This window comes from Geothrix sp. 21YS21S-2, from assembly GCF_030846775.1.
Lineage (GTDB): Bacteria > Acidobacteriota > Holophagae > Holophagales > Holophagaceae > Mesoterricola.
In genome coordinates, this window is record NZ_CP132910.1 from 1,590,973 (window position 1) to 1,616,208 (window position 25,236).

Genomic DNA, 25,236 nt, shown 5'->3' on the forward strand with positions numbered 1-25,236 from the left:
AATCCGGCGCGCATCCCTTGGCCGGCCTAGCCGTCCAGCCCGTGGTCCATGTTCATGCCCTTGCGCACCTGCTTCAGGGTGGCGATGCCCTCCTCCCGGGCCCGGGCGATGCCGCGGCGCAGCACGTCCTGCACGTAGGAGGGGTCCTTGGCGTAGCGGGCGCGCCGCTCGCGCATGGGCGCCAGGTGGGCGTTGAGGGCCTCGGTGAGGGCGCCCTTGAGCTTCCCGCCCCCGCCGTCGCCGATGCCCGCCGCGATGGACTCGGGGGCCTCGCCGGTGCAGATGGAGATCAGGCGCAGGAGGTTGGCCACCTCCGGGCGGTTCTGGGGGTCGTAGGCGATGTTGCGGTCGGCGTCGGTCTTGGCGCCCTTGATCACCTTGGCGGTCTCTTCCGCGGTCATCTTGAGCATGATGGTGTTGCCGCGGCTCTTGCTCATCTTCTGGCCGTCGGTGCCCAGCACCAGGGGGATGTCGGAGAGGAGGGCGTCGGGAATGGGGAAGACCGGCGCGTCCGCGGCGAAGCGGTCGTTGAAGCGCCGCGCGATCTTGCGGGTGAGCTCCAGGTGGGGCAGCTGGTCCCGGCCCACGGGCACGACGTTGCCCTTGCAGAAGAGGATGTCGGCGGCCTGGTGGATGGGGTAGGTGTACATGAGGGCGTTCACCTGCTTGAGGCCCGCGGCCTTGATCTCCTCCTTGACGGTGGGGTTGCGGTCCAGCTCGGCGGTGGTGACCAGGTTCATGAAGGGCAGCAGCAGCTGGTTCAGCTCGGGGATGTGGCTGTGGCTGAAGAAGAAGGTGCGGCCGTTCTCGGGGTCCAGGCCCGAGGCCAGGTAGTCCAGGATCACTTCGCGGACGTTGGCGCCCACGTTCTCGGCGCTGTCCCGGTCCGTGAGCACCTGGTAGTCGGCGATGACGATGAAGGTGGTGGCGCCCAGCTCCTGGATGCGCACCCGGTTGGCCAGGGTGCCGAAGAGGTGCCCGATGTGGAGCGGCCCCGTGGGGCGCTCGCCGGTGAGGACCCGGTACTTGGAGGGGTGCTTCGGGAGGTCCTCCCAGATGGCCTGGCTGCGCCTCGAGGCCTCCAGGAAGGTGGCGGACTCGCCCTCCACGTCTTCGGCGTTGGTGATGAATTTCTCTTCCATTCGGGCTCCGGTGGGGGCTCAGGCTCCGAGCAGGAGCCGGGCCAGGGGGGTGATGTACAGGACGTCCGCGACGTAGAAGAAGGGACTGAGGATCGTCGTGATCACCACCGGCAGCACCAGGAAGCACACCAGGAGGACGATGGTGATGGTGGGCTGGATGCGGTCGAAGGTGGGCAGCGTGTGGTGGGGGAGGAAGCCGCGCAGGATGCCCGCGCCGTCCAGGGGCCCGAAGGGCAGCAGGTTGAAGATGGCCAGGCCGATGTTGATCCAGACCAGGCGCCCCAGGAGCGTGATGGCCAGCGCCGTGCCGGTGCCCATGCCGGGCACCTGCATGAACCGCTCCACGGGAATCTGCATGGAGGCGAAGAACCAGTTCAGGCGGATGGAGGGGTTCTCGGGCCCCACCACGCGGATCAGGACCGCCAGGATCACCAGGAACACCAGGGACTGGACCATGTTGGAGGCGGGCCCGGCGGCGGCGACCATGGCGTACCCCACCCGCATGGGGTACTTCCGGGTGAGCCGGCCCGGGTTCACCGGCACCGGCTTGGCCCAGCCCAGCACCCGGATGCCCGAGATCATGCCCAGCAGCGGCAGGATGAGGGTCCCCAGCGGGTCGATGTGGGCCAGCGGGTTCAGGGTCATGCGGCCCAGCCGGGCGGCCGTGTCGTCCTCGAGGTAGTAGGCCGCCGCGGCGTGGGCGGCCTCGTGGACGCTCAGGGCGAACAGGATGGCCACGTACGAGACGAGGATCGTGGCGATGTGGATGTTGTCGAACAAGGGTCCCCCAGGACCCCCATCATACCGTCAGATGACGATCGTCTCCTTCACCAGATCCCCTTCCCGGAACCGGCTCCACCGCAGGGGCGCGAGATCGATGCTGCGGTAGCCCCCGGTCATGACCAGCTCGGCCAGGCCGATGCCCACGGCGGGGCTCTCCATGGCGCCGTGGCCGCTGTAGCCCACCTGCAGGAGCAGGCCGGGGTGGTTGGCGTGCCAGCCCAGGATGGCGTTGTGGTCGGGGCCGGTGGTGTCGTAGAGGCTGGCCCAGCCGCTCTTGAGCTTGCAGGTGGCGGTGGGGGGCATGCGCTCCTGCATGACCAGGTTGATCTCCTCCACGTAGTAGTCGGGCTCGAAGGTGGTGTCCAGGCTGTCGGGGGTGTCGGCCTTGGCCTTGCCGATGAGGAGGTTCCCGCTCTCGTACTTGAAGTAGATCCCCTGGTCGATGATGGTGAGGGGGATGTCCTGCCAGCGCGGGTCCTGGTCGGGGAAGTCGGTGAGGAACATCATGCGCTTCTGGGCCACGATGGGCATGAGATCCTCATCGGGGCACCCGGACCGCTTCAGGAGGCCGTTGGTCCAGGGACCCGAGCACAGGGCCACCAGGCCCGCCTCCAGCGTCTCCTGGCCCCCGGGGCCCGTGATGCGCAGGCCCGTGGCCCTGCCCGCGGCGTCGAAGGTGAGGGCCTCCACCTCGGTGCGCAGCTCCAGCTGGGCCTTGCCCGGGTGGTCCTTGAGGGCCCGCTCGAAGTAGCCCACCGCGGCCTGGCTGGGGTCGAAGCTCCCGCAGTCCCTGCCGAACACGGCCCCGGCGATGGGCTCCATCTCGAGGTACTCGCGCACGTCGGGGTCCACGGCGTCCACCGAGCAGCGCAGGCCGGGGATCATGGCCTCCACCTGGGCGGGGGTGAAGAGCTCGAAGTCCACGCCGTTGGCCTTCCAGATTTCGGCGGCGGCCGGGATGCGGCTCCAGGCGTCCTGGTAGTAGGTGAAGAGGTAGCCGCTCTGGCGGAACCCGATGCCCACGCCCATCTCGTCCTGGAAGGACTTGAGGATCCCGATGCTGCGGGTGCAGAGCTGCTGGTTGATGGGGGTGGTCCACAGGTTGCGGAAACCCCCCGCCGAATACGCGGAAGCGCCCGTGGAAACGGCATCCCCCCGGTCCACCACCAGGATCGACCCCGTGAAGCCCTGCTTCAGGAGGTTGTACACGAACGAGCCCCCGCCGATCCCGGCGCCCACGACCACCACATCGAATCTACGCAACTTACCCTCCGGACAGGAGAGTATGGCCGGAGTGGCACCCCTTCGTCCAAGGTCGCAGGTCACAAGTAACCCGTGTGAAAGGGCCCCCCTCCCGGCTATCCTGGGACGTTCAACGTACCCCGGAGCCCGAAATGTACCTGAAGGACAATCCCCCCTCAGTGTCGAGCCATGGAAGGACGGTCATCGGGTTCAACTGGATCGGCGGCCGCGAGGTGGAGGGCGACCTGCCCTCCTTCGACTCCAGGTCCCCCATCGACACCCGGGACACGGTCGGCATCTTCCCCGAGTGCGGGGAACGGGACGTGGAGAAGGCCGCCAAGGCCGCCGCCGCCGCCTTCCCGGCCTGGAGCCGCATGCCGGCGCCGCTGCGGGGCGCCCTGGTCGGGCGCATCGGCGAGGCCCTGGCCCGCCACAAGGAGAAGCTGGCCGCGGTGATCACCCGCGAGGTGGGCAAGCCCATCCGCGAGGCCCGGGGCGAAGTGCAGGAGACCATCGACCTCTGTCACTACCTCCAGGGCGAGGGCCGGCGCCAGCTGGGCCAGGTCATCCCCTCGGAGCTGCCCGAGCGCGCCATCACCGTCCACCGGCGCCCCCTGGGCGTGGTGGCCGTCATGGCCGGCGGGATCTTCCCCCTGTCCACCCCCGCGGCCCGGATCATCCCGGCCATCCTGTGCGGGAACACGGTCGTCTGGAAGGCCTCCGAGGACGCCCCCACCATCGCCTACCTCTTCGCGCGGTGCATGATGGACTCGGGCCTCCCCCCCGGGGTGGTGAACATCCTGAACGGCAAGGGGCGCACGGGGTGCGGCAAGCACGTGGTGGCGGGCCTGGACAAGGGCTTCTACCAGAAGTTCTGCTTCTCCGGCGGCACCACCGTGGGCCGGCTCATCGCCGAGGCCGCGGGCCGCAACCTGACGGTGCCCAGCCTGGAGCTCAGCGGCAAGAACCCCATGGTGGTCATGCCCGACTGCGACCTGGCCAACGCCGTGCGCGGGGCCCTGTGGGGCGCCTTCGGCACCGCCGGCCAGCGCCGCACCTCGGTGGGCAACATCATCATCCACAAGGACATCTACGCCAGGTTCAAGGAGGACTTCCTGGCCGCGGTGGCGGACCTGGAGCTGGGCAACCCCATCAGCAACCCCGACGTCTTCTTCGGGCCCATGATCAACGCCCGCTTCGCCAAGGCCTTCGAGGACCACTGGCACGGCGGCCTCGAGGAGGGCGGGACCCTGCTCTGCGGCGGCGCGAAGTGGACCGAGGAGAACCGCACGGCCAAGGTGCACGGCCCCCTCGCCAAGGGCCACTTCATGCAGCCCTGCGTGTGGGAGGGCGTCACCCCGAAGATGAAGCTGTTCCAGACCGAGATCCTCGGCCCCACCGTGAACCTCTGCCAGGTGGAGAGCTTCGACCAGGCCCTGGAGTGGGCCAACGCCACGCCCTACGGCCTGAGCAGCGCCATCTACACCGCCGACCACGCCCTGGCGCAGCGGTTCGCGCGGGAGATCCGCGCGGGCCTGACGTCGATCAACAACTCCACCACCGGCACCGAGGTCCACGTGCCCTACGGCGGCATGGGATGGAGCGGCAACGGCACCCGCGAGGCGGGCCCCTCGGCCCTGGACGCCTACTGCCGGTGGCACGCCGTGAACGAGGACGCGTCAGGGGACCTGCAGCTGGCCCAGATCCACACCGACTACGCCATCAAGCACACCTACGAGGCGAGTCACTGGGAGAAGCTCTAGGAGCCTGTCTACGTAATAGGAGGCCCCGCGACGGCGCCCAGAAGCGTGATTATCGAGCGCAAGGCCCGCAGGAGGATTAGGTCAATCCTTCAAGGGACTTGCACACGATAAGCGCGCTTCCGGGCGCCGCCCTTCGGGTGATGGCAGCGGGGCCAGCAACTCTGCGTCAGGCTCGTCAACCGCAGTCCCGCTGAGGCTTTCCTCGCCTTCCTTGATTTGCTAGCCCCGGTGCCATCATCGCGGGGCCTCCTATTACGTAGACAGGCTCCTAGTTCTGGAAGCGCCGGGGCCTTCTCGCCGCCGCCTTGGCCGCGGTGCGGGCCTGGGCGCGGGCCTCCTCCGCCGCCGTGCCGTGGCGCCAGAGCGCCGGACAGGCCTTCTGGAAGTCCACGGCCCAGAGGAGGCGCCGCCGGTGCCGGTCGCGGCCCAGGCGCCAGCGGCCAGGGTCCCTGAACTGGAACCACGGGAGCCGGGCGGACTCGAGACGTTTCAGGGCGCGGGGCATGGGCATGGCGGACCTCCTGGAAGGAAGCGGCGGGGTGGGATGAGGCGGTGCGGGCGGGGGAAGGGTCCTGGAGCGGGTCTCGGTTATGAATTTAATTAACTACTAATTCATGTCAACTCCCCATTATTGAAATTTTTTCAAGCTGAAGTCGCCAGGACACCCGATGAACCGGACAGGCCGCATCTCCATTCAATGAACCCATCATTCATGTTCCATGCGTTAAGCTGGAGCCATGCGATCCCTCCCCGCCCTGCTCTGTCTCGCCGTGCCCGTTCTTGCGGCGGCTCCCCAGATCCGCGTGGGGCTGGACACCCAGGCCCTGGAGTGGATCGTCAGCCTGGAAGGCGGCGGCGAGGTGCGCAGCCTGGAGGGCCGGCGCATCCTCAAGGTGGCCGAGGGCGAGAAGCTGAGGATCTGGTGGGACAGCCGCGGCGAGGCCGATCCCACCGACGAGTACCGGGTGCAGGTGGGCACCGCCATGAACCTGGCCGACGCCACGGCCGTCATGAAGAAGCTGGCCACCCTGGGCGAGCGTCCCGACCGGGTGGAGGTGCCCGACGGCGGCACCTGGCGCGTGCTCACGGGCCGCTTCGAGAGCGCCAGGGAGGCCGAACCCATCCTCGAGAAGCTGGCCGCCCAGGGCTACGACGAGCTGTGGGTGTCCACGGAGAAGCGCAAGGGCGCGCCCAGGAAGGCGCGGGCCCTCTACGCGGTCACCGAGCGCTACGAGCGCCTGGCCCTGCCCAACGCGGGCGTCCTGCTGGCGCCCGCCAGGGAGCTCACCACGATCGTGGGCAAGGGCCGCTACCGCGGCGCCATGCGGATCTTCCCCAACGCCCAGGGGCGGCTCTCCGTGGTCAACACCCTCGACCTGGAGACCTACCTGCGGGGCGTGGTGCCCCGGGAGATGGGGGCCTGGGAGTACCCGGCCCTGGAGGCCCTCAAGGCCCAGGCGGTGGCGGCGCGCACCTACGCGTTCGTGAACCTGGGCAAGCGCGCCAAGGACGGTTTCGACCTCCTGGACACCGTGGCGGACCAGGTCTACGGGGGCCGCGACGGCGAGCAGGCCCTCACGGACCGGGCCGTGGCCGAGACCGCCGGCCTCATCGCCACCTACGGCGGAAGGCCCATCCAGGCCCTCTTCATGGCCGACTCGGGCGGGGCCACCATCGACAACACCTTCGTCTTCGGGGACGGCAGCCCCTACCTCAAGGGCGTCTCCAACTACGCGGCCGCGCCCCAGACGATCACCTTCAAGGGCGCCCTGGAGGTGGCCGGCGACACGCCGTGGCTCACCACGGAACTGCTGCGCCTCTGCGCCGCGGGGCTGGTGCCTTCGGCCTTCCTGGACACCGCCCGGATGACCCAGCCCGCGCGGGTGGACGACCTGCGGGCCACCGTGGCCGCCCTGGCGTCGAGGCTGGGCCGGGCCCCCGTGGCCCCGGAGCGGAACATCCTGCTGTGGCTGGCGCGATCCCTGGGCTTCGCGGACGTGGTGGACGGCCAGGAACGCCCCGAGGACGCCCGCTACTTCCTGGGCGATGCGGTCCCCGGCGCCGCGGACCAGCCCCTGGCCTCCTTCCTGGCGCGCCGCGGCATCGCGCCGCCGGCGCTCTGGCGCACCGCCCCCACCCTGGGCCAGGCCCTCCAGGTGCTGGGGCGCCTCTGGCAGGAGCTGGAGCCCGCGGAATTCCTGGAGGGCACCCTGCTGCGCGACGGGCAGGTGCGCGTGAAGAACGGCGGCCCCGGCCCCCTGCCCCTGGCCCCCGCCATCCTGGTGGCGGAGGAGGCCCCCGGCGGGAGCCTGCGCCTCGTGGCCGAGAGCGCGGTGCAGGTGGGCGACCGCGTGCGGTGGACCCCCGTCCCGGGCGGTTCGCCCCTCCTGGTGCGCCGCCTGGACCCCGACGGCACGGCCCTGGACCGCTACAATCCCACCGCCCACTGGAAGGTGGAGATCAAGGAGGCCGACCTCCTGGACCGGCTGCGCACCCGCGCCGGCATCAAGGCGGTTCGCGGCTTCGAGCTCACCCACAACCCCCAGGGCCGGGTCACGGACATGGTCGTGCGCGACGGCCAGAACCGCCCCCACCGCTTCCGGGGCATGCACATCCGGAACCTCCTGGGCCTCAAGGACAACGTCTTCCGCATGACGACCGTGGGCGAAGCGCCCACCCGCCGCTGGGTGATCTACGGCCGCGGCTGGGGCCACGGGGTCGGCATGGACCAGACCGGGGCCTACGGCATGGCGCTGGAGGGGGCCACCTTCGACGGCATCCTGAAGCACTACTACCAGGGGATCCAGATCACGCCCATCGGTGAATGAGGACGGCCCTCCCATGAGCCCCGTCTACAGCCTCGGCCCCTCCCCGGCCTTCCCCGACCCCCGGTTCCCGGATGCCGAGGGCCTGCTGGCGGTGGGCGGGGACCTCTCGGTGCCCCGGCTCCTGGGCGCCTACCGCCTGGGCGTGTTCCCCTGGTACAGCGAGGGCTCCCCCATCCTCTGGTGGTCCCCCCCCAGGCGCGCCATCCTCCTCCCCGGCGACGAGCACCTCTCCCGCAGCACCCGCCGCGCCCTGGCCCGGAACCCCTTCGAGGTGCGCTTCGACACCCGGTTCGCGGAAGTCGTGGAGCACTGCGCCCGGGTGGAGCGCCCCGGCCAGGGCGGCACCTGGATCACCCGGGAGATCCGGGCGGGCTACCTCGCCCTGCACCGCGAGGGCTACGCCCACAGCATCGAGGCCTGGCGCGGCGGGGAGCTGTGCGGCGGCCTCTACGGCGTGTCCCTGGGGGCGGCCTTCTTCGGGGAGAGCATGTTCAGCCTGGAGAGCTACGCCTCCCGGGCGGCCTTCGCCGCCCTGTGCCGCCTGGCCTGGGGCTGGGGCTTCCACCTCATCGACGGCCAGGTGCCCAACGCCAACCTGGAGGACCTGGGCGCGCGGGTGGTGGACCGGGACGCCTTCCTGGCGCTCCTGGCCCAGGCCCTGCGGGTTCCCACGCGGCGGGGGCCGTGGACCTCCGAAGGATGATCTAATGGGGGGCATGCATCCGCCCCTTCCATCCGCCTGGCCTTTCGCGCCCAGGGAACCGGGTCCGGTCCCCGAGGCCCGGCCCGCGGCCCTGCCGGGCCGGGAGGGCCTGTGGACCCTGGCGGCGGCGCCCGGCCTGGAGTTGGCAGGCGCCCCGGAGCCCCTGGGCGGGTCCTTCGGGCGTGGCGGCGTCTACCGGTGCGGGGACGCCGTGATCCGCCCCTACCGCCGGGGCGGCCTCGTCCGCCACATGAACGCGTCGATCTACCCCGGGCCGGAGCGCTTCGAGCGGGAGTACCGGATCCACCGGGCCCTGTGGGAAGCCGGCTTCCCCACCGTCGAGCCGCTGGGGTGGGCCTTCCGGCCCCGGCTCTGGGGCTGCGAGGGGGCCTTCCTCACCCGCTTCGCCGGGGGCGCGCCGTGGCCCCGGACCTGGGACGAGGCCGCCCTGCCCCAGGTGCGGGCCCTCCTCGGGGCCCTGTGCGCCTGGGGCCTCTATGCCCCGGACCTCAACGCCACCAATTTCCAGGTGCTGCCGGACGGCCAGGTCCTGGCCCTGGACTGGGACAAGGCCCGGTGGCTGCCCGGCGCCGACCTGGCCGGACGCTACCGCGAACGCCTGTCCCGAAGTCTGCGCAAGCTCGGCGCTCCCCCCGAATTTGTGATCTAATGCCTCGTTCCCAACAGGTTCAATATCGGATATTCTTGTCCGAATAGGAGTTTGACCATGGATTGGAGAGATCGGCTCACGGTGTGGTTCAGGCACGCCTTCTTCTACGGCGACAACTGGGTGAGCATCTGCGCGGGCATCCTCACCACGGCCACGGGCTTCACGCTGCTGTGGTCCTGGTTCCGGGAGCTGGCCAGCCCGCACTCGGCGCTGCCCTACGTGGGCATCCTGCTCTTCGTGCTGCTGCCCCTGCTGTTCCTGGTGGGCCTGGTCCTCATCCCCTTCGGCATGTGGCTCAAATACAAGAAGATGGCCAAGGCGGGCGAGGCGCCGGAGGTCATGCCCAAGGTCGACCTCACCACCCGGCACATCCGCCACGTCCTGACCGTGGTGGCCGTGGCCACCGTCCTCAACATCGCCCTCCTGGGCGTGGCGACGGTGCGGGGCGTGGAGTACATGGATTCCAGCAAGTTCTGCGGCCTCACCTGCCACACGCCCATGATCATGGAATACCGGGCCTTCGTGGACTCGCCGCACTCCCGGGTGGGCTGCGCCCAGTGCCACATCGGCCCCGGCGCGGACTCCTTCATGAGGGCCAAGCTCGCCGGCGTGCGCCAGCTGTTCGGGGTCGTCTTCAACAACTACCACCGGCCCATCCCCAGCCCCGTCGAGAGCCTGCGCCCCGCCAAGGAGACCTGCGAATCCTGCCACTGGCCGCAGAAGTTCCACGGCAACAAGATCCTGGTGAAGACCCACTACGGCGACGACATCGCCAACACGCCGGCCATCACCGTCCTCATGCTCAAGATCGGCGGCCGCAGCGGCGAGGCCAACACCGGCATCCACGGGCGGCACATCGACACCTCCGAGCGCATCACCTACTCCGCGGGCGACGAGCGGCGCCAGGTGATCCCCCGGGTCATCTACCGCGACGACAAGGGCCAGTCGGTCGAGTACGTCTCCACGGACACCAAGCTCACCCCCGAGCAGCTCGCCAAGCTCCCCCAGCGGGGCATGGACTGCGTGGACTGCCACAACCGGCCCACCCACGCCTTCGAGAGCCCCGAGTGGGCCATGGACCGCCGCATCCAGGAGGGCCTGGTCAGCCGCGACATCCCCTTCATCCACAAGAAGGGCGTGGAGGTCCTCAAGGTCGAGTACAGGGACCAGAACGACGCCACCGCCCGGATCCCCAAGGCCCTGGTCGACTTCTACCAGTCCAACTACCCCGAGGTGTACAAGGAGAAGAAGGCGCTGATCGAGGCCGCGGCCGTGGCCGTCAAGGACGCCTACCTGCGCAACGTCTCGCCCGAGATGAAGCTGACCTGGGGCACCCACCCCAACCACATCGGCCACCAGGACGGCGGGTGCTTCCGCTGCCACGACGGCAGCCACGTCAGCAAGGACGGCAGGACCATCGCCGGCGACTGCGACACCTGCCACACCATCCTGGCCCAGGACGACCCCAACCCGAAGATCCTCCAGGACCTCGGCACGAAGTAGGCAAAAGAGCTCCCGGAAACGGGAGCTTTTTTTGGCATCCTGGAAGACATGCAGCGCCCCGTCGCACCCGCCGTCCACAAGTTCAGGGAGAAGGCCTCGGTCTTCCTGACCGAGCTCCACCCCGCCGGCGACGCCGCGGCCCGGGAGGCCATCCTGGCGCGCCTGCGCAAGCGGGACTTCGACGCCAACCACCACTGCGCGGCCTGGCGGGAGCTGGGCGGGGCCCAGGGCTCGGACGACGACGGGGAGCCCTCGGGCACCGCCGGGCCGCCCATGCTCCGGGTCCTGGAGGGCGAGGGCCTGGTGGACGTCCTGGCCGTGTGCATCCGGTGGTTCGGAGGCACGAAGCTGGGCACGGGAGGCCTGGTGAGGGCCTACACGGAGGGCGTCCAGGGCGCCGTCGCCCTGGCCCGGGAACAGGGCCTCCTGGAGACCGTGAGGGCCTGGCGCCAGGGCTCGATCACCGCGGGACCCGGCCAGGCCCACCTGCCCTTCTCCGTGCTGGGGGCCTTCCCGGAGGCGGAGATCCTGGGCCAGGACTTCCGCGGGGAGGAGGCCGTCCTGCGGTTCCGCCTGCCCCTGACGGCCGACGGGGCCCGGGAGGCGGCCCTGGCCGCGCTCTGGCTGGAACGCAGCCGCGGCGGCCGCGTGGACTGGGATTAGAGGGTGTCTGCTAAAAGGAAGGCCCCGCGACGGCGTCCAGAGGCCCGATTATCGAGCGCAAGGCCCGCAGGAAGTATAAGTCATACTTTCAAGGGTCTTGCACACGAGAAGCGGGCCTCTGGGCGCCGCCCTTCGGGTGATGGCAGCGGCCACGGCAGTCCAGCGTTCCACTCGTCGACCGATTACCCGAATCGCTCTCCTCGCGGTCCTTGTCCTGCCATGGCCGGTGCCATCATCGCGGGGCCTTCCTTTTAGCAGACACCCTCTAAGGGCCGTTCGCCGATCCTGCTCCGGCGTTCGCCGAATGGCCCCTCCCCCGGGCCCCTGCGTTCCGTAGCCTGGATGCAGGGAGGTTGGAACCATGGAATTCATACAGGGCGTGATCGACTGCTGCCCCGTGGCCCTCTGGTGGTTCTCCGCGCTGCTCACCCCGACCCTGGTCGCCCTCATCCCCATGAACAGCGCACAGAAAAGTGGCCGCTCCTGACGATCTGCTAGGCTTTACTGGAGAGATCCATGCAAACGATGAACGAGACCCCCGCACCGCAGCCCCACTCCACCCGCCTGTGGATCGGCATCGCCATCATCGTCTTCGGCATCCTCGCGGCCCTGGACAACCTGCCGTTCGTCCGCGACCACGAGCACTTCTTCCTGAACCTCTGGCCGGTGATCCTGATCATCGTGGGCATCGGCAAGCTGAGCCGCGGCTCCGCGGAAAAGGGGATCTCGGGCTACCTCTTCATCCTCGCCGGCGGCTTCATCCTGATCCACAACTTCGGCAGCGACAGCCTCGCCAACGCCATGGGGCCCCTGTTCATCGTCGCCGTGGGCGTCTTCCTGGTCACCAAGGCCCTGCGCAAGAACCGCGGCGTCCCCCCCGACCTGGCGGCGCACGACAGCTTCATCTCCTCCACGGCCATCTTCGGCGGGAACAAGCGCCGGGTCACGCACCAGGACTTCAAGGGCGGGGAGCTCACGGCGATCTTCGGCGGGTTCGAGCTGGACCTGCGCCAGGCCACCGTCGAGGGCAACCAGGTGCGGGTGGACGTCTTCGTGCTCTTCGGCGGCGGCGAGATCAAGATCCCGCAGCACTGGGCGGTGTCCATGAAGGGCACGGCGATGCTGGGCGGCTTCGAGGACAAGACCCTCCACATGCCCTCGGCCGAAGGGGACGCCCCCCGGGTCCACCTGGTCGTCACGGGCCTGGTCCTGTTCGGCGGCCTCACCGTAATGAACTGACGTGAACCCCATCACCAGCAGCCGCGCCCGCTTGGGGACCTACCTCCTGGGGTGGGTCCCCATCGTGGCGCTCCTGACCTTCGTGGCCATGAGCCAGGGCTGGCGCCTCGCGGAGGCCCTGGTGCTCGGGGTGCCCATGTGCGCGGGGGGGGCGTTCCTGTTCCTGTCCTCCTGGTACCTGTGCCGCGCCCTGCCGCTGCGGTCCACGCGCCTGGGAAGCCACTGGACCGCGTGGATCCTGGCGGCCGTGATCATGGCCGCCCTCTGGGCCTGGGCGGGCGTGGCCCTGGCCTGGTGCCTGGACAAGCTGACGCCCCTGGCCGGGCTCTACCACCGGGCCCAGGCGGCCCTGCCCACCCTGCTGGGCATCGGCGTGGTGCTCTACCTGGCCACGCTCACCCTCCACTACCTCCTGGACGCCGTGGACCTGGGCAAGCTCTCCGAGGCCCGGGAGGCGGAGTTCCGCATCCTGGCCCAGGACGCCGAGCTCCGCGCCCTCAGGGCCCAGCTCAACCCCCACTTCCTGTTCAACAGCCTCAACTCCATCAGCGCCCTCACCACCATCGACCCTCCCAGGGCGCGCGCCATGTGCATCCTCCTCTCGGACTTCCTGCGCGGCAGCCTGCGCCTGGGGGAGAAGCGCCTGGTCTCCCTGTCGGAGGAGGTGGACCTGCTCAAGGCCTACCTCTCCATCGAGCAGATCCGGTTCGGCAGCCGGCTCCAGGTCCAGTGGGAGATCGACCCGTCCACCCTGGGCGAGCCGATCCCCGCCCTCCTCCTGCAGCCCCTGGTGGAGAACGCCATCAAACACGGCATCGCCGGCCTCACCGAGGGCGGCGTGGTGCGCGTGGCCTCCCGCCGGGAGGGCAACGTGCTCGAGCTCCTGGTGGAGAACCCCGTGGATGCGGACACCCCGGTCGTGCCCGGCCTGGGCCTCGGGCTCAGGCAGGTGCGGAGCCGGCTCCAGATGCGGTTCGGGGACCGCATGCGGTTCGAGGCGGGCACGTCGGACGGGGTCCACCGGGTCCGGATGGTCTTTCCAAGCGAGGTCAAGCCATGAACGAGAGAACCTACACCGCCATCGTCGTGGACGACGAGGACCTGGCCCGGGCCATCGTCGCCGAGCACCTGGGCGTCCATCCCGAGATCAAGGTCGTCGCCAGCTGCGCCAACGGCTTCGAGGCGGTCAAGGCCGCCACGGAGCACAAGCCCGACCTCCTGTTCCTGGACATCCAGATGCCCAAGCTCAACGGCTTCGAGGTCCTGGAGCTGCTGGACCCCCAGCCCACGGTCGTGTTCATCACCGCCTACGACCAGCACGCCCTGAAGGCCTTCGAGGTCCACGCCGTGGACTACCTCCTCAAGCCCTTCGACGCCGAGCGGTTCGAGGAGGCCCTGGTGCGCGCCAAGGCGAGATGCGACCAGGGCGCCCCCGCCGGACCCCAGCCCGCGGAGCTCTCCGACGCCGCCCGCAGCGACTGGCCCCTGGACCGCCTCGTGGTCAAGGACGGCACCAAGGTGACCCTCATCCCGCTGGCCAAGCTGGACTACGTGCAGGCCCAGGACGACTACGTGCTCCTGAAGACCCCCGAGAAGAGCCACCTCAAGCAGCAGACCATCTCCAGCCTGGAGACCCGCCTGGACCCCAACCGCTTCCTGCGCATCCACCGGAGCTTCATCATCCAGCTGGACCGCCTGGCCCGCCTGGAGCAGACGCCGTCGGAGAGCTGGGTGGCCGTGCTGCACGACGGGACCCGCCTGCCGGTGAGCAAGAGCGGGTACGCTCGGCTGAAGACGATGCTGGAGAAAGGAAGCGTCTGACCGGCATCCAAGGAAGGGAGGCCCAAATGACTCTTCCTCGATTCCTCTCCCAGGCCGCACCCATTGCAGCTCGTTTGGTACTTGGCCTGCTCTTTACGGTCACCGGCCTGAACGGCTTCCTCGACTTCCTCCCCAGGCCCACGGCGCCCATGCCGGAAGGGGCCGCCGCCTTCGCGGGGGCGATGATGAAGACCGGCTATCTGCTCCAGCTCGTCGCGGGAACCCAGGTGGTGGCCGGGGTCCTGCTTCTCCTCGGCCGGTTCGTGCCCCTGGCCCTTACGCTGCTGGCGCCGGTGATCGTGAACATCATCTGCTTCCACGTCTTCCTGCTGCCCTCCGGCATCGGGCCCGGGATGGTGGCGTTGGTCCTGGAGCTCTACATGGCCTGGACCCGTCGCGCGGCCTTCCGGACGCTGTTCGGGTAGGCCGCCAGAAATAAATGTGGCAATCCGTTCCAACGCGGCGAAAGGCGCAAGAGGATCTTCGGGTTTGCAGAATCCCATCCGTTCGAAGGCTGTGGGGAAATGCTTGTCGCCGAGGCGCCGAGGAGCCGAGGATCGCCGAAGGGATCAGGCTCTGGGGTTGACCACCCTCCTGATCCCGCCATCCTTGAGCGGCCAGTTGTGGATCAACCCGCCCGGCATGTGCCATTCCGTCACCCATTGGCAGGTGCCTGGAACACGGTATTAGGTACATGTATTTCTGGCGGCATAGGTGCATCGCCATTACATGTTGTGACGCCTATGTAGCTTAGGCCAGGCCGGACACATCCCCTGCCGTGAGATCGGCAAAACCCCCGCCGGCGAGTTCCACTCTCAGCCGGCCGTCGCCCAGCCAACCCACGCAGACACCCTGCCCCTCCTCCCATCGGACGGCGTCCCCGGCGCCAGGCCAGAGGAAGGGCGGCACCCGGAGGATCTCCAGGTCCTCCCAGGCGTCCAGGATGTCCCGGGCCAGGGCGGGCGCCGCCGGGACGGGGCCGGTGGCCAGGTCCCGGAGGCAGGCGGGGGGGATCCTCCGGCCGGGGATGTCGGGGGCCTGCTCCAGGTTGATGCCCAGGCCCAGGAGGACCCGGTCCCCCTTGGCCTGGCCGATGATGCCGCCCACCTTCACCAGGCGGCCCTCCTTGCGCGCCACGAGGTCGTTGGGCCACTTGAGGCCCAGAGGGGCCCCGGAGGGCTCCAGGACCTCCACGACGGCCGCCATGGCCCGCTGGAGGAGGAGGCCGGGGGGCACCCGGGGCGCGGGCAGGCATGCGGATAGCCAGAGCCCGGCGCCGGGGCGGCTCACCCAGGTGTTGCCGGCCTGGCCCCGGCCCAGGCGCTGTTCGCCGGCGAGGACGCCGCAGCAGCCCAGCTCCGGGTGGCGCTCCAGGAAGGCCTGGGTGGAATCCACCACCCCCAGGCGGATCAGCGGGAGGGGCATGGCTTGCGGTTCTTAAGCCAGAGGATGCGCAGGCCGTCCAGGGTGAGGTCGGGGGCCACCTCCTGGATGAAGCGGCTGGCGGGGGCGATGACCTTGGCCAGGCCGCCGGTGGCCACCACCTTGGAGCCCGGGAACTCGGCCAGCAGGCGTTCCAGGATGCCGTCCACCTGGCCCACGTAGCCGTAGAAGAGGCCGGACTGCATGGCCTGGATGGTGGAGCGCCCCACGAGGCGCTCGGGCTCGGCGATCTCCACCCGGGGCAGCCGGGAGGCGCGCTGGAACAAGGCCTCGGCGCTGATCTTCAGGCCGGGGCAGATGATGCCGCCCAGGTACTCGCGCTTGTCGTTGACCACGTCGAAGGTCGTGGCGGTGCCGAAGTCCACGGCGATCAGCGGGGCGCCGTAGGCCTCCAGGCCCGCCACGGCGTTGACGATGCGGTCCGCGCCCAGTTCGGCGGGGTTGTCCAGCAGGACCTTGAGGCCCGTCCTGATGCCGGGCTCGATCCAGAGGGGCTCGGCCTTGAAGTAGACCCGGAGCCAGGCGTCCAGGACCGGATGCAGGGGCGGCACGACGCTGGAGATGACCACGTGCCGGATCGCCGCGGGATCGATCCCAGCGTGCTTGAGCAGGGCGAGGCTGGACAGGCCGTACTCGTCCACGGTGCGCTCCCGGCTCGTGGCCAGGCGCCAGGAATGCAGGATGGGGCCCGCGTCCCCCGCGGCGAGGTCGAAGATGCCCAGGACGATGTTGGTGTTGCCGACGTCCACGGCCAGCAGAAGGCTCATAGGTGCTCCAACCTCCAAGAATGGCCTACGTCGCGATGCCGATCAATCCATTAGGCCTGTAATGGGGAGGGCGGCGCGCTGATGCCTTCCTTCCAGTGCTTGCGGCACAGCGCGGTGTAGCTCTCGTTGCCGCCGATGAGCACCTGGGGGCCCTCCAGGGCCACCTTCCCGTCCACGATCCGGGCGTTCATGGTGGCCTTCTTGCCGCACCAGCAGATGGTCTTCAGCTCCTCGATGCGGTCCGCCAGGGCCAGCAGCGCGGCCGAGCCCGGGAAGAGCTCCCCGCGGAAGTCCGAGCGCAGGCCGAAGGCCATGACGGGGATGCCGGTGCGGTCGGAGAGGTCGCAGAACTGGACCACCTGCTCGCGGGTGAGGAACTGGGCCTCGTCGATGAGGATGCAGTTGGGCGCGCCCTTCCCGGCCACCGTGGCGGCGTGGAGCTCGAAGATGTCGGTGTCGGGCTTGATCATGGCGTCCACGGGGGCCTCGAGGCCGATGCGGGCGCGGATGAGGTTGGCCCCCTCGCGGGTGTCCACGCTGGGCTTGTAGAGGTGCACGCTCTGGTGGCGCTCGTGGTAGTTGTAGCGGACGGTGAGCACCTGGATGCTCTTGCCGGCGTTCATCGCGCCGTATCGGAAGAAGACAGTCACCCTGGTACCCCCATCGAATGGATACGCCAGTATAGCGGCTACTTCTGGGCTTCCTCCAGCGCGGTCTGGGCCTCCTCCCAGGCGCTCATGGCGTAGGCGAGCTCGGTCTCGAGGGCCTTCTGGGCGCCCAGCCTGGCGCCGAAGACCTCCCAGTCCGCGGGGTCCGCCGCGGCCAGTTCCCTGGCGAGCCCGGCGAGACGGCCTTCCAGGTCCGCCACCGCGGCCTCGGCCTCCTGCACCTTGCGCTCCCAGCGCTTGACGGTCTTCTGGCGCTCGCGGTCGATGGGCTGCGGCTTCTGGGGCTGGGACTTCTGGGGCTGGGGTTTGGGGGGCTCGGGCTTGCGCCGGGGCTTCTCCTCCTCCACCTCGGCCTCCGCGGGCTCCTGGCCGATGTCCAGGTCGACCCAGGCCTGGTTGTCCTCGTAGCCGCCCTCGCGGAACTCGGTCCGGTTCTCGTGCACGCGCAGGATGCTGTCGGCCACACGCCCCAGGAGGTAGCGGTCGTGGGTCACCACCACCACCGCGCCCGTGAAGCTGAGGATGGTGTCCTCCATGGCCTCCATGGAGTGGATGTCCATGTGGTTGGTGGGCTCGTCCAGCAGCAGGAGGTTGACGCCCTCGCGGATCAGTGTGGCCACGGAGAGCCGCGCGCGCTCGCCGCCGGAGAGCACGGTGACGGGCTTGTCCACCTCGTCGCCGCGGAAGGAGAACTTGGCCAGGAAGCCCAGCACGTCCTGCTTGGGCGCCATGGGGATCACGGCCTGGATCTGCTGGAAGACCGTGTTGCGGGGATCCAGGTTCTTGTGGTGCTGGTCGAAGTAGCCCAGCTTCACCTGGCTGCCCAGGCGCGAGCCGCCCGTGATGAACTCGATCTCCCCGGCGATGGCCTTCAGGAGCGTGGACTTCCCGGTGCCGTTGAGGCCGACGATGGCGAGCTTCTGCCCGCGCTTGACCTGGAAGTGGTCCAGGGGCTCGAACAGCGGGACCCCGTCCCAGCCCACCGAGGCCTTGTCCAGCACCAGGGCGGTGTCGCCGCTGCGCTGGGTCTCGGGGAAGCTGAACTTGATGCGGCGGCGGTCCTTGAGGGGCTTCTCCAGGCGCTGCATCTTGGAGAGCTGCGTGCGGCGGCCCCGGGCGATCTTGGTGTCCTGGCCGGCGATGTTGCGGCGGATGTAGTCCTCCTGCCGCTTGATGTACTCCTGCTGGCGCTCGAAATGGCGCTCGGCGATCTCGATCTCCGCTTCCTTCTTCTCGATGAACTCGGTGTAGTTCCCCTCGTAGGCGCGGCTGCGGCCCAGCTCGATCTCGAGGATGCTGGTGGCGATGCGGTCGAGGAAGTAGCGGTCGTGGCTGATGACGGCCACGGTGGCGTTCGTGCCGTTGATGAAGCTCTCCAGCCAGCGCAGGCTGGGCAGGTCCAGGTGGTTGGTGGGCTCGTCCAGCAGCAGGAGGTCCTGGCCCTGGAGGATGGCCTTGGCGAGCATCACCCGGCTCTTCTGCCCGCCGCTGAGCTCCAGCACGTTCTTCTCCATCAGCTCGGGCGCGAAGCCCAGCGCGAACAGGATGCTCTCGGCCCGGCTGCGGATGGTGAACCCGTCGAGGCGCTCGAAGGCCTCCTGCACCTTCTGGTAGCGCTCCATCACGGCGTCCAGGTCCACGCCCGGCTCGGCCATGCGGTGTTCGAGGTCGCGCATCTCGTGCTGCAGGGATTCCACGTCCCCGAAGGCGGCCATGGCCTCCTCGAGGATGGTGCCGCCGGTGGCCGGCACCAGGTCCTGCGCGTAGTGGCCCACGCGGATGCCCCGCTCGGCGGTGGGCCGCACCACGGTGCCGTTGTCCAGCTCCAGTTCGCCCAGCAGCACCTTGAAGACCGTGCTCTTGCCGGCGCCGTTGCGGCCGATGACGCCCCAGCACTCGTCCTCCTGGATGGCCCAGGTGACGTCCTTCAGCACCTCGTGGGGGCCGAAGCTGAGGAAGGCGTGGTTGAGGCTGGCGAGCATATCTGTTTTTTTAAGAAAAGAGGCCACCGGGTTGGTGGCCTCTGTTTTGGTGGAGCTAAGCGGGATCGAACCGCTGACCTCTTGCATGCCATGCAAGCGCTCTCCCAGCTGAGCTATAGCCCCGGGGGAAGTAATAATCATGCCACCGGATGGAGAAAACCGCAAGCGGAAATTCACGGGCCAAGGCGGAGCCTCTGCCCATTCTGGATACGGTTCCCTTTGATCTTGTTCCACTTCCGGAGATGCTCCACATCCACGCCGTACCGGGTGGCGATGGCGTAGAGCGTCTCGCCCTTCTTGACCAGGTGCGTCTTGGGGCGGGCCTCCAGGGCCGGCCTGGGCGCGGGCGTCTTGACGGCCTGGGGCACCGGCGGCAGGTCCGCGGCCGGCGCGGCCTGCGCAGGGGCCTCCGGGGCCGGGGAGGGGATGGCGGGCAGCGCCTCCAGGGGGTGGTCCTCGATGACCTGGCTCCGCTCCACGGGCGTGAGGAGGTCGCGGGTGTCGATGGGGGCGGGGGGCGGGGGCGGCACCTTGATGACCTTCCCGGCCCTGAACTGGGCCTTCTTGAGGTCGTTGGCCTCCAGCAGGTCCTCGGGGCTGAGCTTGAACTTGGCGGCCACCTTGGCCAGGGTGTCGCCCTTGCGGATCCTGTAGCTCTGGAAGTCCAGCCTCTGGCCGGCGGGGATCCTGGCCAGGGCACGGGCCGTGGCGCCGCTGAGGCCCGGCGGCACCCGCAGGCTGTAGCGTCCCGGGGGCGTGCTGGAACGCAGGAGCTCGGGGTTCAGCTCCTTGAGGGACTCCACGTCGGTGCCGGCGTAGCGGGCCAGGACGGCGAGGCTCGTCATCCTGTCCACCTCCACCGTCTCGTAGGCGTAGGGCTGGAGCTGCTCCACCTTGAAGCCGTACCGCTGGGGGTCGTGGCCGATGAGGATGGCCGCGCACAGCTCGGGCACGTAGTTCTTGGTCTGGTTCCGGAGCCAGCGGCTGCGGGCCATGTCCCAGAAGTTTCGGCTGCCCAGGTTCTGGGCGGCGCGGTCGGTGGTGAGGGGGCCGGCGTTGTAGCCCACCAGGGCCAGGTACCAGTCGCCGGAGGTCTCGTACAGGCGGCGCAGGTAGCGGGCCGATGCGCGCGTGGCCTTGACGGGGTCCCGCCGCTCCTCGACCCAGGCGTTGCCGTTGAGGCCGTAGATGCGCCCGGTGGAGCGTATGAACTGCCACATGCCCACGGCCTGGGCGTAGCTCCGGGCGCTGTTGATGAAGCCCGATTCGATGACGGCCAGGTAGGCCAGGTCCTGGGGGATGCGCTCCTCGGCGAAAATCTGCCGGGCCATGGGCAGCCACATGGTCGCCCGCGACAGGGTGCGCTCCATGAAGCCCCGCTTGCTGGTGGTGAACTCGTGGACCCAGGCCAGGACCTTGTCGTTGAGGTCAATGGGGAAGTCGTACAGCGCGCCCTCGGTGCCGCCCTTGACCTGCTCCAGTTCGGCCTTCAGGGCCTCGCCGGAAAGGGGCACGACCTCGGTGGCCTCCTTGAGGCCGGGATCCGGGGTGGCGGGCACGCCCTCGCTGTCGGGCAGGTGCTGCTCCAGCTCCAGGAGCCGGTCCAGGAGGGCCTTGACCTCGGGAGTCTCCAGGGCCTCCGCGGGCCAGTCGGCCACGAGCACCTCGGCCTCCTCGGCGCGGGTGGAGGCGGCGTCCCAGTCCTTCTCCCGGGCGTTGCGCTCGCCGTCCTCCACCAGGGTCCTGAGCCGGGCCACTTCGGGCCGGGCCTTGGCGGAGGCGGTCTTGGGCGGCTGGGGCGGCGCGGAGGCCAGGGCACCCAGGCCCGCGCAGGCCACGAGCAGGGCGAGAAGCCGGCCCCGGAATCGCCGGGGGCTATCCGGGGCCGGCCAGGTCATTCAGTGGCTCTCGGCGCTGACCAGGGCCTCGTAGGCCGCGGCGTCCAGCAGTTCGGGGTTCAGGGCGCCGTCCAGCTTGATCTTGAGCATCCAGCCCTTGCCGTAGGCGTCCTCGTTGACGTACTCGGGGTGGGCCTCGAGCTCGCCGTTGATCTCGAGCACTTCGCAGGCGGAGGGGATGAAGATCTCGGACACGGTCTTCACGGACTCCACGGTGCCGAACTCGTCGCCGGCCTTGAAGCGGGCGCCCACTTCGGGCATGTCCACGAACACCACGTCGCCCAGGGCCTCCTGGGCGTAGTGGGTGATCCCCACCAGCGCGGTGCCGTCGCCCAGGGGCTTGAGGTATTCGTGGTTCTTGGTGTACTTCACGTCGGCGGGGTACATGGATTCCTCCAGAGGGATGATTCTAGCCGCGGTGGGCCGGTCAGGGGTGGCCAGGTGCAACTACTTGGCGCGCTTGTAGAAGGGAGTGGGAACCACCTCGGCTTCGCAGGCCTTGCCGCGGATGTCGATGTGGATGCGGGAGCCCAGGGGGGCGTGGCTGACGGGCACGTAGGCCAGGCCCAGGTTGAAGCCGCAGGTGGTGCTGGGGGAGCCGCTGGTGACGTAGCCGGCCTTCCTGCCGTCCACGAGGACGTCCATGTGGTCGCGGGCGATCTCGCGCTTCTCCAGCATGCGGAAGCCCACCAGCCGGCGGCTGAAGCCCTGCTCCTTGAGGGTGGCCAGGGCCTCCCGGCCCAGGAACTCGCCCTTGTTGAGCTTGATGATCCAGCCCAGGTCCGCTTCCAGGGCGTTGGTGGTGTCGTCGATCTCGTGGCCGTAGAGGGCCATCTTGGCTTCCAGGCGCAGGGTGTTGCGGCAGCCCAGGCCGGTGGGCACGAGGCCCAGCGGCTTGCCGCTCTGCATGAGCTCGTTCCAGACCCACTCGGTCTTCTCGGCCGGGCAGTAGATCTCGAAGCCGTCCTCGCCGGTGTAGCCGGTGCGGGCGAACATGACGGGCATGCCCTTGAACTTCCCGAAGGCGAACCAGTAGTACTTGATCTGGGAGAGGTCGATGTCCACCAGGGGCTGGAGCACGTCGATGGAGAGGGGTCCCTGGAGGGCCACCTGGCCCGTCTGGTCGCTTTCGTTGGTGACCTCCACGTCCCACTTGGCGGCGTGCTCCTTCACCCAGGCGAAGTCCTTGTCCACGTTGGAGGCGTTCACCACGAGCAGGAAGTGGTCGTCGGCGATCTTGTGGAGGAGCAGGTCGTCCACGAAGGTGCCGTTCTCGTACAGGAAGGCGGTGTAGTGGATCTGCCCGTGGGCCAGCTTCACCACGGCGTTGGGGGTGAGCCAGTCCAGGAAGGCCATGGCCTGGGGGCCCTTGACGCGGATCTCGCCCATGTGGCTCACGTCGAAAAGGCCGACCTTGGTGCGCACGGCGACGTGCTCGGCGATGATGCCGGCGGGGTACTGGACGGGCATGTCCCAGCCGCCGAAGTCCACCATCTTGGCCCCGAGGGCCCGGTGGACGGCGTTGAGGGGGGTCTTCAAGAGTTCGGACATGGCTTCTCCATCAGTTGGGCAAGTTGAACGTATCGGATCTTTGATTGTAGGTCATACCCCGGGGTTTTCACATCCTCCGGAGCCAGGGAAGCACACCCGGCAGGTCCCACGCCAGGCTCCAGAGCCCTCCGGGCTCCCGCCGGGCCTCCAGGGCCACGGCCTGGGGCAGGATCTCCACGCCCCCTTCCAGGGCCCGGTCCAGCTCGGCGGCGTAGTCCGGGTCGATCTCCCGCGCCGCGTCGAAGCCCGTCACGTCGCCCCGGTGCACGAAGAACACGATGGCCGCGCGGTGCCCGAGGCGCACCATGGCCCGGAGCTCGCGCAGGTGCTTGGCGCCGCGCAGGCTCACGGCGTCAGGGAAGCACGCCAGGTCCCCCACGCGCATGGTGGCGTTCTTGACCTCGATGTAGACGCAGCGGTCCTCGGCGTCCCGGGCCAGCACGTCGATGCGGCTCCGCTCGTCGCCGTACTTCTGCTCGGTGAGCACCGAATGGAGTCCGGGCAGGCCCGGCAGGCGGTCCTGGCGGGCGGCCTCGGCCACCACCCGGTTGGGCATGCCGGTCTCCACCCCCACCCAGGCCCCCCCGCGGTTGCAGGCCAGCCAGGTGTAGGCCAGCTTGCGGGCGGGGTTGGCGCTGGGTTCCAGCAGCACGGCGTCGCCCGGTTCCCAGGACGTGGCCATGGTGCCGGTGTTGGTGCAGTGGGCCGTGGCGACGGACCCGTCCTCCAGCTCCACGTCGGCGAGGAAACGCTTGTACCGCTTGAGGATGACTCCGGGCACGAGGCCCTTTTTCCGGATCAGCATAGGTACCAGTCTGCCGGGGAGCCCGCCTTGGCAACATGATTAAATTATTTATGCCGGCTGGCGGTCCGCAGGACCGGGAGGTAGGCCAGGAAGGCCGCGGCCAGCACCGCCATGGCCACCTTGAGTCCCACCAGGTCCGCCAGGGCCGACCCCGCCATGGGGCCCACCATCAGGCCCAGGGAGAACGCGATGTTGAGCAGGGAGAACACCGACCCGAAGTCGGTGCTCCCCTTCCCCTCCACGTGCCCGGCCAGGGCGGGCCCGCAGGGGGACATGAGCAGGCTGCAGGTGCTCCCCATGGCCAGCATGAAGGCGTACACGGCCGCGCGGCCAGGGAGGACGGCCGCCGTGGCCAGCAGGACCGCGGCCAGCACCATGCCCAGGCTCAGCGGCCCCCGGGGCCCGCGGCGGTCGGTCCAGTGGCCCACGAGGGGCGAGGTGACGATGCTGGCCAGGGCCGTGGTGGTGAAGGCCAGGCCGATGGCCATGGCGTCCATGCCCAGGTGCAGGGACAGGTGGAGGGGCAGCACCGCCTCCAGCACCGCCCCCAGGAGCGAGCCCATGACCATGGCTCCCGCGAACACCCGCACCGTGCCGTCCTTCAGGAGGCCCAGGTAGCCCGTCCCCGAGGGCTGGGCCGGGGGGTCCGCGGGCAGGAGGGTGAGGCGCACCACGGCGTCCAGCACCGCCAGGCCCGCGGCGAAGAGGAAGGCGGCGCGGATGTCCCAGACGCGGGTCATCCACCCCGCGAAGGCCGGGCCCAGGAACAGGCCGATGTTGGCGCAGGCGAAGACCGTGCTCATGGCCTTGCCCCGCTGGTTGGAGGGGAAGTGGTCCGCGACCATGGACAGGCCCGCCACCCAGGTGGCGGCCGCGGCGATGCCCTGGAGGACCCGGGCCACCAGGAGCAGGGGAAAGCTCCCCGCGAAGGCGAAGAGGATGGTGGCTGCCCCGAAGCCCACCAGGCCCCCCAGGAAGGGTCCGCGGCGCCCGCGGCGGTCCGCCCAGGTGCCCAGGGGGAGCGCTGCCAGCAGCAGGGCCCCGGCGTAGCTTCCGAAGAGGAAGCCCAGCTGGGTCTGGCTCAGTCCGTGGAGCCGCGCGTACTCCGGCAGGAGCGGCGGCAGCATGGCGTAGACGACCGTGTCGGCGAAGAAGGCCAGGCCCACCACCACCAGCGCGGCGTACTTGGGGGCCAGTTTCGCCATCAGAAGCCTTGGGCCAGGATGCGGTCGACGGCCTCGGCCAGGTCCGCGGCGACCAGGTCGGCCCGGGCGCCGTCCACCTGGGACCCGTAGCCGGTGCGCACCAGGGCCGACCTGCAGCCCGCGTTGCGGCCGGCGTCCAGATCCAGTTCCTTGTCGCCGATCATCCAGCTGCGGGAAAGGTCCAGCCGGTGCTCCTCGGCGGCCCGCACCAGCATGCCGGGGTTGGGCTTGCGGTCGGGATGGTCGGGATGGGCGTAGTCCCCCTGGCCCCGCTCGTGATGCGGAGCGGCGTAGATCCCGTCCATGCGGGCGCCATGCTCGGCCAGGAGCTCGGCGATGCGCTCCATCACCGCGTTGAACTCGTCCCAGCCGTAGCGGCCCTTGCCGATGCCGCTCTGGTTGGTGACCACCACCACGGGGATGCCCAGGGCGTTGAGCCGGGCCAGGGCCTGGGCGGCCCCGGGCACCAGCACCACGTCCTCGGCGCGGTGGAGGTACCCCACCTCCACGTTGAGGGTGCCGTCCCTGTCGATGAAGACCGCCGGCCGCGCCGTCATGAA

General features: G+C 69.5%; 25 protein-coding genes and 1 tRNA gene. 11 read left to right on the forward strand and 15 right to left on the reverse strand.

What is annotated here, in order from left to right:
* Positions 1–26 precede the first annotated feature (26 nt).
* The 3 genes from trpS to RAH40_RS07250 are packed head-to-tail and all read right to left on the reverse strand — an operon-like array spanning position 27 to position 3,188.
* Positions 27–1,142, reverse strand: a complete 1,116-nt coding sequence (trpS, locus tag RAH40_RS07240; protein ID WP_306601420.1) for a tryptophan--tRNA ligase — start codon at positions 1,140–1,142, stop codon at positions 27–29.
* 18 nt (positions 1,143–1,160) lie between these two features.
* Entirely contained in the window at positions 1,161–1,922 is a 762-nt protein-coding gene (locus RAH40_RS07245; protein ID WP_306601421.1) for a site-2 protease family protein, read from the reverse strand.
* A 27-nt stretch (positions 1,923–1,949) separates the two neighbouring features.
* Entirely contained in the window at positions 1,950–3,188 is a 1,239-nt protein-coding gene (locus RAH40_RS07250) for an FAD-binding oxidoreductase (protein WP_306601422.1), read from the reverse strand.
* Positions 3,189–3,319: 131 nt separating this feature from the next.
* Between RAH40_RS07250 and RAH40_RS07255 the strand changes: the two genes are divergently transcribed.
* Positions 3,320–4,930: an aldehyde dehydrogenase family protein gene (locus RAH40_RS07255; protein ID WP_306601423.1), complete on the forward strand. Its 1,611-nt coding sequence runs from the start codon at positions 3,320–3,322 to the stop codon at positions 4,928–4,930.
* Between the two features lie 268 nt (positions 4,931–5,198).
* Here the strand turns inward: RAH40_RS07255 and RAH40_RS07260 are convergent, their stop codons facing one another.
* Positions 5,199–5,441 carry a hypothetical protein gene (locus RAH40_RS07260; RefSeq protein ID WP_306601424.1) on the reverse strand — a complete coding sequence of 81 codons (243 nt, stop codon included), beginning with the start codon at positions 5,439–5,441 and terminating at the stop codon, positions 5,199–5,201.
* Positions 5,442–5,667: 226 nt separating this feature from the next.
* Between RAH40_RS07260 and RAH40_RS07265 the strand changes: the two genes are divergently transcribed.
* From RAH40_RS07265 to RAH40_RS07310, 10 genes are all read left to right on the forward strand, one after another.
* A complete protein-coding gene (locus RAH40_RS07265) occupies positions 5,668–7,758 on the forward strand; it encodes a SpoIID/LytB domain-containing protein (protein ID WP_306601425.1) in 2,091 nt (696 codons plus the stop codon).
* Between the two features lie 13 nt (positions 7,759–7,771).
* A complete protein-coding gene (gene aat / locus RAH40_RS07270; protein WP_306601427.1) occupies positions 7,772–8,461 on the forward strand; it encodes a leucyl/phenylalanyl-tRNA--protein transferase in 690 nt (229 codons plus the stop codon).
* A 13-nt stretch (positions 8,462–8,474) separates the two neighbouring features.
* Positions 8,475–9,131 carry a hypothetical protein gene (locus tag RAH40_RS07275; RefSeq protein ID WP_306601428.1) on the forward strand — a complete coding sequence of 219 codons (657 nt, stop codon included), beginning with the start codon at positions 8,475–8,477 and terminating at the stop codon, positions 9,129–9,131.
* Between the two features lie 57 nt (positions 9,132–9,188).
* Positions 9,189–10,634, forward strand: a complete 1,446-nt coding sequence (locus RAH40_RS07280) for a NapC/NirT family cytochrome c (RefSeq protein ID WP_306601429.1) — start codon at positions 9,189–9,191, stop codon at positions 10,632–10,634.
* 48 nt (positions 10,635–10,682) lie between these two features.
* Positions 10,683–11,297: a YigZ family protein gene (locus tag RAH40_RS07285; protein WP_306601430.1), complete on the forward strand. Its 615-nt coding sequence runs from the start codon at positions 10,683–10,685 to the stop codon at positions 11,295–11,297.
* Between the two features lie 361 nt (positions 11,298–11,658).
* Complete coding sequence (locus RAH40_RS07290; RefSeq protein ID WP_306601431.1) at positions 11,659–11,784, forward strand: hypothetical protein; 126 nt, start codon at positions 11,659–11,661, stop codon at positions 11,782–11,784.
* A gap of 29 nt (positions 11,785–11,813) precedes the next feature.
* Positions 11,814–12,536, forward strand: coding sequence for a LiaI-LiaF-like domain-containing protein (locus RAH40_RS07295; RefSeq protein WP_306601432.1), 723 nt, complete (start codon positions 11,814–11,816; stop codon positions 12,534–12,536).
* Between the two features lies 1 nt (position 12,537).
* Positions 12,538–13,596 carry a sensor histidine kinase gene (locus RAH40_RS07300; protein ID WP_306601433.1) on the forward strand — a complete coding sequence of 353 codons (1,059 nt, stop codon included), beginning with the start codon at positions 12,538–12,540 and terminating at the stop codon, positions 13,594–13,596.
* The gene (locus RAH40_RS07305; RefSeq protein ID WP_306601434.1) at positions 13,593–14,357 is read left to right on the forward strand and encodes a LytTR family DNA-binding domain-containing protein; all 765 of its coding nucleotides are present in this window, start codon (positions 13,593–13,595) and stop codon (positions 14,355–14,357) included. Before RAH40_RS07300 ends, RAH40_RS07305 begins: the two co-directional genes overlap by 4 nt.
* Positions 14,358–14,383: 26 nt before the next feature.
* Positions 14,384–14,782: a DoxX family membrane protein gene (locus tag RAH40_RS07310; protein ID WP_306601435.1), complete on the forward strand. Its 399-nt coding sequence runs from the start codon at positions 14,384–14,386 to the stop codon at positions 14,780–14,782.
* A gap of 325 nt (positions 14,783–15,107) precedes the next feature.
* Here the strand turns inward: RAH40_RS07310 and RAH40_RS07315 are convergent, their stop codons facing one another.
* The 11 genes from RAH40_RS07315 to RAH40_RS07365 all read right to left on the reverse strand — a co-directional run bounded on the left by RAH40_RS07315 (position 15,108) and on the right by RAH40_RS07365 (position 25,233).
* Positions 15,108–15,782: a biotin--[acetyl-CoA-carboxylase] ligase gene (locus RAH40_RS07315; protein ID WP_306601436.1), complete on the reverse strand. Its 675-nt coding sequence runs from the start codon at positions 15,780–15,782 to the stop codon at positions 15,108–15,110.
* The gene (locus tag RAH40_RS07320) at positions 15,767–16,567 is read right to left on the reverse strand and encodes a type III pantothenate kinase (RefSeq protein ID WP_306601437.1); all 801 of its coding nucleotides are present in this window, start codon (positions 16,565–16,567) and stop codon (positions 15,767–15,769) included. Before RAH40_RS07320 ends, RAH40_RS07315 begins: the two co-directional genes overlap by 16 nt.
* A gap of 50 nt (positions 16,568–16,617) precedes the next feature.
* Positions 16,618–17,217, reverse strand: a complete 600-nt coding sequence (locus RAH40_RS07325; protein ID WP_306601438.1) for a thymidine kinase — start codon at positions 17,215–17,217, stop codon at positions 16,618–16,620.
* Between the two features lie 38 nt (positions 17,218–17,255).
* Complete coding sequence (abc-f, locus tag RAH40_RS07330; protein ID WP_306601439.1) at positions 17,256–19,217, reverse strand: ribosomal protection-like ABC-F family protein; 1,962 nt, start codon at positions 19,215–19,217, stop codon at positions 17,256–17,258.
* A gap of 47 nt (positions 19,218–19,264) precedes the next feature.
* Positions 19,265–19,340: transfer RNA gene (locus tag RAH40_RS07335), tRNA-Ala, on the reverse strand.
* Between the two features lie 50 nt (positions 19,341–19,390).
* Positions 19,391–21,115: a lytic transglycosylase domain-containing protein gene (locus RAH40_RS07340; RefSeq protein WP_306601440.1), complete on the reverse strand. Its 1,725-nt coding sequence runs from the start codon at positions 21,113–21,115 to the stop codon at positions 19,391–19,393.
* Positions 21,116–21,502, reverse strand: a complete 387-nt coding sequence (gene gcvH / locus RAH40_RS07345; RefSeq protein ID WP_306601441.1) for a glycine cleavage system protein GcvH — start codon at positions 21,500–21,502, stop codon at positions 21,116–21,118.
* A 60-nt stretch (positions 21,503–21,562) separates the two neighbouring features.
* The gene (gcvT, locus tag RAH40_RS07350) at positions 21,563–22,666 is read right to left on the reverse strand and encodes a glycine cleavage system aminomethyltransferase GcvT (RefSeq protein WP_306601442.1); all 1,104 of its coding nucleotides are present in this window, start codon (positions 22,664–22,666) and stop codon (positions 21,563–21,565) included.
* Positions 22,667–22,733: 67 nt separating this feature from the next.
* On the reverse strand, positions 22,734–23,471 hold the full coding sequence (sfsA, locus tag RAH40_RS07355; protein WP_306601443.1) for a DNA/RNA nuclease SfsA: 738 nt from the start codon (positions 23,469–23,471) through the stop codon (positions 22,734–22,736).
* Between the two features lie 44 nt (positions 23,472–23,515).
* Positions 23,516–24,676: an MFS transporter gene (locus RAH40_RS07360; RefSeq protein WP_306601444.1), complete on the reverse strand. Its 1,161-nt coding sequence runs from the start codon at positions 24,674–24,676 to the stop codon at positions 23,516–23,518.
* Positions 24,676–25,233 carry an HAD family hydrolase gene (locus RAH40_RS07365; RefSeq protein WP_306601445.1) on the reverse strand — a complete coding sequence of 186 codons (558 nt, stop codon included), beginning with the start codon at positions 25,231–25,233 and terminating at the stop codon, positions 24,676–24,678. Before RAH40_RS07365 ends, RAH40_RS07360 begins: the two co-directional genes overlap by 1 nt.
* Positions 25,234–25,236: the final 3 nt, after the last annotated feature.

Bases quoted from the DNA above. Each gene is read 5' to 3' on its own strand.
- aat (WP_306601427.1), top strand. From the start codon at position 7,772: ATGAGCCCCGTCTACAGCCTCGGCCCCTCCCCGGCCTTCCCCGACCCC.
- RAH40_RS07315 (WP_306601436.1), bottom strand. From the start codon at position 15,782: ATGCCCCTCCCGCTGATCCGCCTGGGGGTGGTGGATTCCACCCAGGCC.
- RAH40_RS07340 (WP_306601440.1), bottom strand. From the start codon at position 21,115: ATGACCTGGCCGGCCCCGGATAGCCCCCGGCGATTCCGGGGCCGGCTT.
- RAH40_RS07295 (WP_306601432.1), top strand. From the start codon at position 11,814: ATGCAAACGATGAACGAGACCCCCGCACCGCAGCCCCACTCCACCCGC.
- RAH40_RS07280 (WP_306601429.1), top strand. From the start codon at position 9,189: ATGGATTGGAGAGATCGGCTCACGGTGTGGTTCAGGCACGCCTTCTTC.
- RAH40_RS07320 (WP_306601437.1), bottom strand. From the start codon at position 16,567: ATGAGCCTTCTGCTGGCCGTGGACGTCGGCAACACCAACATCGTCCTG.
- RAH40_RS07265 (WP_306601425.1), top strand. From the start codon at position 5,668: ATGCGATCCCTCCCCGCCCTGCTCTGTCTCGCCGTGCCCGTTCTTGCG.
- gcvT (WP_306601442.1), bottom strand. From the start codon at position 22,666: ATGTCCGAACTCTTGAAGACCCCCCTCAACGCCGTCCACCGGGCCCTC.
- abc-f (WP_306601439.1), bottom strand. From the start codon at position 19,217: ATGCTCGCCAGCCTCAACCACGCCTTCCTCAGCTTCGGCCCCCACGAG.
- RAH40_RS07305 (WP_306601434.1), top strand. From the start codon at position 13,593: ATGAACGAGAGAACCTACACCGCCATCGTCGTGGACGACGAGGACCTG.
- RAH40_RS07285 (WP_306601430.1), top strand. From the start codon at position 10,683: ATGCAGCGCCCCGTCGCACCCGCCGTCCACAAGTTCAGGGAGAAGGCC.
- RAH40_RS07290 (WP_306601431.1), top strand. From the start codon at position 11,659: ATGGAATTCATACAGGGCGTGATCGACTGCTGCCCCGTGGCCCTCTGG.
- RAH40_RS07255 (WP_306601423.1), top strand. From the start codon at position 3,320: ATGTACCTGAAGGACAATCCCCCCTCAGTGTCGAGCCATGGAAGGACG.
- sfsA (WP_306601443.1), bottom strand. From the start codon at position 23,471: ATGCTGATCCGGAAAAAGGGCCTCGTGCCCGGAGTCATCCTCAAGCGG.
- RAH40_RS07260 (WP_306601424.1), bottom strand. From the start codon at position 5,441: ATGCCCATGCCCCGCGCCCTGAAACGTCTCGAGTCCGCCCGGCTCCCG.
- RAH40_RS07365 (WP_306601445.1), bottom strand. From the start codon at position 25,233: ATGACGGCGCGGCCGGCGGTCTTCATCGACAGGGACGGCACCCTCAAC.
- trpS (WP_306601420.1), bottom strand. From the start codon at position 1,142: ATGGAAGAGAAATTCATCACCAACGCCGAAGACGTGGAGGGCGAGTCC.
- RAH40_RS07360 (WP_306601444.1), bottom strand. From the start codon at position 24,676: ATGGCGAAACTGGCCCCCAAGTACGCCGCGCTGGTGGTGGTGGGCCTG.
- RAH40_RS07275 (WP_306601428.1), top strand. From the start codon at position 8,475: ATGCATCCGCCCCTTCCATCCGCCTGGCCTTTCGCGCCCAGGGAACCG.
- RAH40_RS07310 (WP_306601435.1), top strand. From the start codon at position 14,384: ATGACTCTTCCTCGATTCCTCTCCCAGGCCGCACCCATTGCAGCTCGT.
- gcvH (WP_306601441.1), bottom strand. From the start codon at position 21,502: ATGTACCCCGCCGACGTGAAGTACACCAAGAACCACGAATACCTCAAG.